This window comes from Erwinia typographi, from assembly GCF_000773975.1.
GTDB lineage: Bacteria > Pseudomonadota > Gammaproteobacteria > Enterobacterales > Enterobacteriaceae > Erwinia > Erwinia typographi.
This window is the reverse complement of record NZ_JRUQ01000055.1, coordinates 174545-183048: the sequence shown is the minus strand read 5'-3', so window position 1 is coordinate 183048 and position 8504 is coordinate 174545. Positions and strand designations below refer to the sequence as shown.

Below are 8504 nucleotides of genomic sequence, written 5' to 3'. Positions count from 1 at the left end.
CCTATATCAGGACTAGTCACCTGCAAAACACAGGCTGGCATAACCGGCCAAACTCAGCTGCGCGGTAACAACTCGCCTACCCTTTGCTGACTCTTTTCCTCACTTCCCCTCAGGGCCGATTTTCATGCCCCAGCAAAGTGCGGGACAGCATCACCACCAGCGCGCCGGACCCGCACCAGAAAATAGCGCTGGTGATAAAAGCCAGATCCTGTAATAACGCGCCGTTCACGGTCGTTGATAAATGGAGCCCCCCTAATACAAATGGCGTAGCCAGCAGCGCACCGCTCAGTGCGACCGTTAGCGGGGCTTCTTTAGAGGTCAGCGCGGCCACCGCGCCAGGTATCGCAAACATCAGCAGTCCCAGCCGCGGCTTCCCCTGCATCAGGCTGTCGACATTTATTTCATAACGCACCGCCACAAACACCAGGCAGTAAAGCACAAAACAGCAAGTGATGCCTGTCCAGGACATCCCCTTAAATACCATAGGAACTTCTCCCGGCTATCTATTCTCGGATAAAGAGTAAAACGTACCGTAACAAGGTTCACGGCTATTACAGGTTGAAAGAATGAAACGACATCGTGAAGGTCACAGGCCCGGGGCTGTAATTCGCAGTAACGCCTGAATATTGCCGCTGCGCTGCCGACAGCGAGGTTAATATAGAATAAATTACGATTTACTTCAACAGGTTACTGGTAAACAAGACGTTAAGTCAGGCAGTAAAAACGTCGCGGATTTGTTAAATTGAATTGACAAGGTGTATATAACTCGTAGCCCTTAAAAGGTAAGCTCCGGTTTTTCTGAGAATTTTCTTAATTGCTCAATCCCCTGCTTTTGCGCTTGTTCTGAGCAAAACCGATCTAAAAAAAAATTTATTTCCAGCCAGTTCAGAACTTTTAAATCCTGATGCAGTCATAATTAGTGCCACTGCTTTTCTTTGAAATCCCTAAATTGTGGAGCCCGTTAATCTGATGATTAGCGGGTTTTTTTCTTTCTGGCCTGCACATCCCTCATTTCCCTTTTGTTCTTAATGTTTCCTTAATCCCTTTTCAGCACCATGGCAATCTGATTTCTTATTCATCTGAATACCATGATATTGCCATCAAATCTTAACAAAAGCACAACCGGGCGCCCAATTAGGAGCGAGACTATTTATCTTCTCCCTCTGCGCTTTTATCTTATCCAGCTGATCTTGCTGGTGATGACCGGGCTGCTGTTCAGCTGGCTGTCCCGCAACGAGAGCTGGGATATTGCCCTCAGCAGGGTCTGGTTTGATCCGGTTACGCAGCAATTCCCATGGAAGGATAACCGCTGGCTGGACCTGATCAACCACCGTCTGCTGAAGGATCTGGTCATCGTCGGCGCGGTTATCGCGCTGCTGGCAGGCGTGGTTAAGCGTAATGCCCTGCTGGTGCTGGTCACGTTGCTTATTGGCGTCGGGCCGCTGGTGGTCGGAATGTTGAAAGCCACCAGCGCGCACTCTTGCCCGTGGGATCTGATTGAGTTTGGCGGCAAGGCGGTCTCCTGGCCGCTGTTCTCGTCCGTACCGGCAAATAGTGGACCCGGAGGCTGTTTCCCGGGCGGCCACGCGTCAAGCGGGTTTGGCGTCATGGCTCTGTTTTTCTGGTTCTGGCCCCGCCGCCCGGCGCTGGCATGGTGGTGTTTCGCGTTGGGTATCACGCTGGGCATGGTGATGGGATACGGCCAGCTAATGCGGGGAGCCCATTTCCTTTCGCATAATTTGTGGGCTGGCTGGTGGGTATGGCTAAGCCAATGTTTGACTTTCTGGTGCGTCTCGCACCTGGTTTATAAGATGAGGGCATGAAGAACAATGGAAGAACTTAACCGGGCGCTGTTTCTGTGGATCAACGCTACCCCAACCTCGCCAGACTGGCTGATCTCACTGGCGACCTTCTTCGCCCGTGACCTGATCGCCATTGTGCCGCTGCTGGTTGTCGCTATGTGGCTGTGGGGACCAGAGCGCCAGGTCGGTTCGCAGCGCAAGCTGGTGATAAAGACCGGCATCGCGCTCGCCTATGCGATGACCATCTCCTGGTGCGTGGGAAATTTGTTTCCTCACGCGCGACCGTTTGTCGTCGGACTAGGCCATCAGTTTCTGCCACATGCGCCGGATGATTCGTACCCTAGCGATCACGGTACCGCTATCTTTACCTTTGCCCTTGCCTTTCTGTTCTGGCATCGCCGCTGGTCCGGCGCAATACTGATAAGCATCGGTTTAGCCATTGCCTGGTCCCGCATCTACCTTGGGGTTCACTGGCCGATGGATATGATCGGCGGCTTGCTGGTGGGCGCCCTCTCCTGCCTGTTTGCCCAGGTGGCCTGGCATTTCTGCGGCCGTCGCTTATTACAAAATATCTCGACGCTTTATCGGATAGTATTCGCTTTTCCAATCAGAAAAGGCTGGGTACGTAATTAGCGACGGAGACAGTAGTCTCTCTTTTACGCGGTGAAATAATGGACAATTAACCCGCCGTTTTTGTTGCGCAACACCGCTACATGATGAATGTAGTTAGCCAGAGTGTTGCGCAACGGTAAATAATAATAGGGTTCTTGCGAACATAAAATTCTTAACCCAATGAAACATAAATATTTAATCATAAGGTGATGATTAAAAAACCGGTTCAGGAACACTATTTAAACAGACACCCTTCCACTATGTCAGTTTTAAAAACCAGATATCTCACCACCAGCCAGCCAATTTCACTACCCTTAAATTTAACCACAGCATATCGCTCTAAAATCATTTTCAACATTGTGATTCAGATCGCCTGAAATTCATTATTTCCCCTTCCTTCTTCATTTTCAAATGGTAAAGTGTCCGCCTTTCAGGCAGAGCCCTAAATTAAATTTCGCCTCCTGACCTCCCGTTTTACCGCGGCGGCGCACTTTACTTTACTGTTTTTATACTGGAGATCATGATGGATTCATCCAAAACGGCTTCCCTGCCGCTGAACGGGGTGGAAGACGCCAGCGGCTGGCGAAAAAGCGACACGATGTGGATGCTGGGTTTATACGGTACGGCGATTGGCGCAGGCGTGCTGTTCCTGCCGATCAATGCCGGAATTGGCGGCCTTATCCCGCTGCTGGTCATGGCGCTGCTCGCCTTCCCGATGACCTTTTTCGCTCATCGCGGGCTATGCCGCTTTGTTCTGTCAGGGCGCGAGGCCGGTGAAGATATTACCAGCGTGGTTGAGGAGCATTTCGGCAAAGGCGCTGGCAAGCTGCTGACCCTGCTTTATTTCTTTGCCATCTACCCCATTCTGCTGGTCTACAGCGTAGCGATCACCAATACGGTTGAGAGCTTTATGACCCACCAGCTTCATCTCCAGGCTCCGCCCAGGGCGTTGCTGGCGCTGGTGCTGATTGTCGGCCTGATGACCATCGTGCGCTTCGGTAAAGAAGCTATCGTCAAAACCATGAGCGTGCTGGTCTATCCGTTTGTACTGGTGCTGATGGCGCTGGCGCTGTTTTTGATTCCTCACTGGAACAGCTCGGTTTTTCAGCATGTCAGCCTTGAAGGCAGCGGCGGCGGCCTGTGGATGACGCTGTGGCTGGCCATCCCGGTAATGGTATTCTCCTTCAACCATTCGCCTATCATCTCTGCGTTCGCGGTAGCCAAACGTCAGGAATATGGTGACGGCGCAGAGAAGAAGTGTTCGCGCATTCTGGCCCGAAGCCATCTGATGATGGTGATTACGGTGATGTTCTTTGTGTTCAGCTGCGTGCTGAGCCTGTCGCCGGAGAATCTGGCAGAGGCAAAGGCGCAGAACATTTCGATCCTCTCCTATCTGGCCAACCATTTTGATACGCCGCTGATGGCCTGGCTGGCCCCAATTATCGCCATGGTGGCGATCACCAAATCTTTCCTGGGCCATTACCTTGGCGCGCGCGAGGGCTTTAACGGGCTGATCGTGAAATCACTGAGCGGAGCGGGTAAAAAGCTGCCGGAGTCCAGGCTGAACCGCATCACCGCGGTATTTATGCTGCTAACCACCTGGCTGGTGTCGACACTGAATCCAAGTATTCTGGGGATGATTGAAACGCTGGGCGGCCCGGTGATCGCCGTGCTGCTGTTCCTGATGCCGATGTACGCCATCAACAAAGTCCCGGCGATGCGTCAGTACAGCGGTAAGATCAGTAATATCTTCGTCGTGCTGGTCGGGCTGATCGCCATTTCGGCCATCGCCTACGATTTGGTCTGATCGACAATAAAAAAGGGGAGAGCTTTCGCTCTCCCCTCTTCGCCACTCAGCTCGTCAGGCAAACCATTTACCAAACCAACCGGTCATTTTCATCATCACAAAGTCCCAGATGCGGCCAAAGAATCCCCCTTCTTTCACCTCTTCCATCACCACCAGCGGGCGCTGTTCAATCGTTTTGCCGTCCAGCTGGAAATCGATATTACCCACCACCTGATTCTTCTTCAGCGGCGCGGTAAGCTGAGGCTGCGACAGCGTGAAGCTGGCCTTGAGGTTCTTCATCTGCCCCTTCGGCAGGGTGACGGAGGCATCGCTGGCAACGCCAAGATTGACCTCTTTCTTATCACCGAACCACACGCGCTGCGTGGAAAATGGCTTATCCGCTTTTATCGGCGTCACGGTTTCGTAAAAGCGGAAGCCCCAGGTGAGCAATTTCTCGCTCTCGCGGAAGCGAATCGCATCCGTGGACGCTCCCAGCACCACCGAGATCAGACGCTGATCGCCATCAACCGCCGAAGCCACCAGATTGTTCCCGGCCCCCTCGGTATGCCCCGTTTTGATGCCGTCGACCTGGAGATTGGTGCTCCACAGCAGGCGGTTGCGATTATGCTGACGAATACGGTTAAAGGTGAACTCTTTTTCTTTATGCAGGGCGTACTCCTGCGGGACATCACGGATCAGCGCCTGGCCGATTAACGCCATATCTCTGGCCGTGCTGTACTGCCCGTCGGAATCCAGCCCGTGCACGGTTTTAAAATGGGTATTTTTCAATCCCAGCGCTTGCACATAGTTGTTCATCAGGCTGACAAAAGAGTCCTGGCTGCCAGCGACATAATCCGCCAGGGCAATACTGGCATCATTACCGGACTGGATAATAATACCTTTATTCAGCTCGGAAACCGGAATGCGATCGCCCGGCTTGAGGAACATTAGCGATGAGCCCTGAAGAATCGGATTGCCGGTAGCCCAGGCATCTTTGCCGACGGTCACCATATCGTCGTTGGTGATTTTGCCTGCTTTAATCGCCTGCCCAATCACATAGCTGGCCATCATTTTTGTCAGGCTGGCGGGGTCGAGCCGGTCGTCAGCGTGGGATTCCGTCAGCACTTTGCCACTGTTGTAATCCATTAAAATCCAGGCTTTGGCTTCAATCTGAGGCGGTGCAGGCGCCTCTTCGGCCCGGACAGAGAAGGCGATCGGCAGAAAAGAGAAGATAGCGGTCAGCGTAAACGCGGCGGAAGGGAGGAACGATTTCTTCATGGCGAGACCCAAGTATCCATTTGAAAGATAAATATTTTGTAGCGCAACGGGCGGAAACGCTCCTACGCTAACGGTTTCTGGCCTTAAAAAGAACAGCTTTACGGTAAAGTTATTCAGAGTTTATTAGATAAATCTGGGATATGCGCTACTTCCGTGCTTTTTTTATTCATTTGCGTCGGCACAACCAGGTGTAATTCCGATTTTTTGAAAATCAGTTAAGTCGGTCACAAAACTCCGCTAACCTGAATAAAGTTTGCCTGAGGAGTGACAACGATGGATTTAGCTCTGTTCGACCTGGATGAGACGCTGATTTGCGAAGACAGTACCGGCCTGTGGCTGCGCTGGCTGGTTTCCCAGGGCTATGCCCCGGCCGCGCTGATTGACCAGGAGCGGGCGCTGATGGCCCAGTATTATCAGGGATCGCTGTCGATGGAAGAGTACATGAACACTACCCTTTCACCGCTGGCGGGAATGGGCACACTCACCGTATCAGGCTGGGTGCGACGCTTTATCCAGCGCGATATTTTGCCGCGCGTTTACCCTTCAGCCCGCGAGCGAATGAGCTGGCATCAGCAGCGGGGCGATACGGTGATGATCGTGTCCGCCAGCGGCGAGCATCTGGTGGTGCCAATTGCCGAGCAGTTGGGGGCAGATGGCGCGTTGGCCATCGGCGTGGAAATAGTTGATGACCGCTACAGCGGACTGACTTACGGCACCATGACCTATAAAGAGGGCAAGGTCACCAGGCTGAATGACTGGCTGGCGATCCAGCACGACAGCAATTTTGCTAAAACCTGGGCCTACAGCGACTCAATCAACGACCTCGCGATGCTTGAACATGCGGATCATGCTCATGTGATCAATCCTGATGAATCGCTGCATCACCTTGCGCAGCAGCGTGGCTGGGAAGTTTGCCGCTGGGTTAAATAATCTTTTCTGCAAAATCTGGCACGTCAGGCGACTGACGTTCCAGATTTTGCGATAACCCGTCACTCATTTCCCGCTATTTTTCCACGCCAACTTTAAGCAGCCTGCCGTCAGACGCATCGGTCAGGACGTATAAATACCCGTCCGGCCCGACGCGCACGTCACGAATTCGCTCGCCCCGATCCTTGAGCAGCCGCTCTTTTTCCTCGACGCGTTCGCCGTCGACGGTCAGACGGATCAGGCTTTCCCCCTTTAGTGCGCCAATAAACAGCGAGTTTTTCCACTGCGGGAAACGGTCACTGTTATAAAATGCCATCCCGCTCAGGGCCGGTGAGACCTTCCACCAAAATACAGGTTGAACGGTGCCGGCAACCTTACCGCCTTTTGAGCCCGGCACTTTCTCCCCGCTGTAATCAATTCCCCAGGTCGCCAGCGGCCAGCCGTAGTTCTGACCTTTACGAGGGATATTGACCTCATCCCCGCCGCGGGGACCATGTTCGCTTTCCCAGATTTCCTGACGCCACGGGTTCCAGGCAAGCCCCTGCGGGTTGCGCATACCATAGCTCCAGATCTCGGCTCTTGCTCCCTTCCGGCCTAAGAACGGGTTGTCTTGAGGAACAGTGCCGTCAGCATTCAGGCGGATAATTTTACCGGTCAGCGCCCCCAGATCCTGGGCCGACCCAGCCTGAAAGTTATCGCCAAAGGAGACATAGAGATAGCCAGCCCGGTCGAAAGCCAACCTTGAGCCGAGGTTAGCGCCGCTGGAGAGCTTCGGCTGCTGGCTGAGGATCGTCCTGAAGTCCGTCAGCTGGGTTAAATCTTTGCTGAGCGTACCGTACCCCACCATCGCCCCTGCCCGACCAGCATGGTCGGCTTCTGTCCAGGTCAGATAGACGTGGCGGTTCTGGCTGAAGTCTGGCGCCAGCACCACATCCAGCAGGCCGCCCTGCCGCTGCGCCCATACTTGCGGTACGCCAGAAATCGGTTGAGACAGGCCTTTGCCCTGCTGCCAGTGGCGCAGTTGCCCAGAGCGCTCGGTCAACAGCAGTCCCTGATGATCGGGCAGAAAGGCCACGGCCCAGGGATGGTCCAGCCCCTGCTGCAACTGTTCCACGCTGATTCTTTCGGCAAAGACCGGCGGCGCCAGCACGATGACGCTGGTCAGCAAGGTAACGGAAAATAAACGAGACATACCTTCTCTCCTGAATGGCTATGTCCGTTAAATCTAGCGAAGGAGGGTAATGATGGGACGGTTTTTACAAAACATTGCGTCGGGCTGAAGACTTAGCTTGACCAGCCCGACGCAGCTTATCCGCTCAGTCGTGATAGATCTGGCTGCGGCCGCCGTCCATCACGATATCCGTGGCGTTAATAAAGCGCGCTTCATCCGAGGCCAGAAATAACGCGGTGTAGGCCACCTCTTTCGGCTCACCGATGCGCTTACAGGGCAGAAGATCGCGCTGGCGCTGGCGTTCGGCCTCAGGGTCCGGGCAGCTTTCAAGCCACTCTTCGGCCGAAGGCGTCAGAATCAGCCCCGGCGAAACGCTATTGATGCGGATGCCCTGACTGGCATATTCCACTCCCAGTGAACGGGTCAGACCAATCAGCCCGTGCTTGGCTACCGGGTAGGGAAAGGTGCCGGGAATGATTTTATGGCCGTGCACCGAGGCAATATTGACAATATTGCCGTACTGCCGAGCCAGCATAGCCGGTAGCACTGCGCGTATCCCGTTCAGCGGGCCGCGTAAATTAACCGACAGGCAGCGCTGCCAGTCTTCTTCGCTCAGGCTGAGCGGATCGCGGAAGACATTAATCCCCGCGCAGTTGATCAGAATATCAGCTGCGCCCAGGCCGGCTTCGATTTCCTGCACGCAGGCATTAATCCTTGCCGCGTCGGTCACGTCGACCCGAAGCGCAATACACTGCCGCTCCGTTTCCCGCTGCAGGCGCGCCGCCAGCGATTCACAGGCAGCGGAATTCAAATCCAGCAGCGCCAGCTGTGCCCCTTCCTGAGCAAATAATTCGGCAATCGCGCTGCCGATACCGCTGGCCGCGCCGGTGACGATAGCCGTTTTTCCTTTCAGTCGTTCTGACATAAC

8 protein-coding genes are annotated in these 8504 nt (G+C 54.0%); 4 read left to right on the top strand and 4 right to left on the bottom strand.

What is annotated here, in order from left to right; translation table 11 throughout:
- Positions 1-109: 109 nt before the first annotated feature.
- Positions 110-469, bottom strand: a complete 360-nt coding sequence (ybjM, locus tag NG99_RS19710) for an inner membrane protein YbjM (RefSeq protein WP_034896701.1) — start codon at positions 467-469, stop codon at positions 110-112.
- Positions 470-1088: 619 nt separating this feature from the next.
- On the opposite strand from ybjM, the gene NG99_RS19705 reads away from it, so the two are divergent.
- The 3 genes from NG99_RS19705 (at position 1089) to NG99_RS19695 (ending at position 4221) form a co-directional block, all read left to right on the top strand.
- The gene (locus NG99_RS19705) at positions 1089-1823 is read left to right on the top strand and encodes a phosphatase PAP2 family protein (protein ID WP_034896666.1); all 735 of its coding nucleotides are present in this window, start codon (positions 1089-1091) and stop codon (positions 1821-1823) included.
- A gap of 6 nt (positions 1824-1829) precedes the next feature.
- Positions 1830-2435 carry an undecaprenyl-diphosphate phosphatase gene (gene ybjG, locus NG99_RS19700; protein ID WP_034896664.1) on the top strand — a complete coding sequence of 202 codons (606 nt, stop codon included), beginning with the start codon at positions 1830-1832 and terminating at the stop codon, positions 2433-2435.
- A 502-nt stretch (positions 2436-2937) separates the two neighbouring features.
- The gene (locus NG99_RS19695; RefSeq protein ID WP_034896663.1) at positions 2938-4221 is read left to right on the top strand and encodes an HAAAP family serine/threonine permease; all 1284 of its coding nucleotides are present in this window, start codon (positions 2938-2940) and stop codon (positions 4219-4221) included.
- Positions 4222-4275: 54 nt separating this feature from the next.
- Here the strand turns inward: NG99_RS19695 and NG99_RS19690 are convergent, their stop codons facing one another.
- On the bottom strand, positions 4276-5478 hold the full coding sequence (locus NG99_RS19690; RefSeq protein ID WP_072017625.1) for a serine hydrolase: 1203 nt from the start codon (positions 5476-5478) through the stop codon (positions 4276-4278).
- A gap of 273 nt (positions 5479-5751) precedes the next feature.
- Between NG99_RS19690 and NG99_RS19685 the strand changes: the two genes are divergently transcribed.
- Positions 5752-6408: an HAD family hydrolase gene (locus NG99_RS19685; protein WP_034896661.1), complete on the top strand. Its 657-nt coding sequence runs from the start codon at positions 5752-5754 to the stop codon at positions 6406-6408.
- Positions 6409-6481: 73 nt separating this feature from the next.
- On the opposite strand, the gene NG99_RS19680 is transcribed toward NG99_RS19685, so the two are convergent.
- On the bottom strand, positions 6482-7597 hold the full coding sequence (locus NG99_RS19680; protein ID WP_034896658.1) for a PQQ-dependent sugar dehydrogenase: 1116 nt from the start codon (positions 7595-7597) through the stop codon (positions 6482-6484).
- Between the two features lie 124 nt (positions 7598-7721).
- Positions 7722-8501: an SDR family oxidoreductase gene (locus NG99_RS19675; RefSeq protein WP_034896656.1), complete on the bottom strand. Its 780-nt coding sequence runs from the start codon at positions 8499-8501 to the stop codon at positions 7722-7724.
- Between the last annotated feature and the right edge of the window lie 3 nt (positions 8502-8504).

Excerpts from the sequence above, each read along its gene's own strand:
- ybjM (WP_034896701.1), bottom strand. The coding sequence starts at position 469 with ATGTCCTGGACAGGCATCACTTGCTGTTTTGTGCTTTACTGCCTGGTG.
- NG99_RS19705 (WP_034896666.1), top strand. The coding sequence starts at position 1,089 with ATGATATTGCCATCAAATCTTAACAAAAGCACAACCGGGCGCCCAATT.
- ybjG (WP_034896664.1), top strand. The coding sequence starts at position 1,830 with ATGGAAGAACTTAACCGGGCGCTGTTTCTGTGGATCAACGCTACCCCA.
- NG99_RS19695 (WP_034896663.1), top strand. The coding sequence starts at position 2,938 with ATGGATTCATCCAAAACGGCTTCCCTGCCGCTGAACGGGGTGGAAGAC.
- NG99_RS19690 (WP_072017625.1), bottom strand. The coding sequence starts at position 5,478 with ATGAAGAAATCGTTCCTCCCTTCCGCCGCGTTTACGCTGACCGCTATC.
- NG99_RS19685 (WP_034896661.1), top strand. The coding sequence starts at position 5,752 with ATGGATTTAGCTCTGTTCGACCTGGATGAGACGCTGATTTGCGAAGAC.
- NG99_RS19680 (WP_034896658.1), bottom strand. The coding sequence starts at position 7,597 with ATGTCTCGTTTATTTTCCGTTACCTTGCTGACCAGCGTCATCGTGCTG.
- NG99_RS19675 (WP_034896656.1), bottom strand. The coding sequence starts at position 8,501 with ATGTCAGAACGACTGAAAGGAAAAACGGCTATCGTCACCGGCGCGGCC.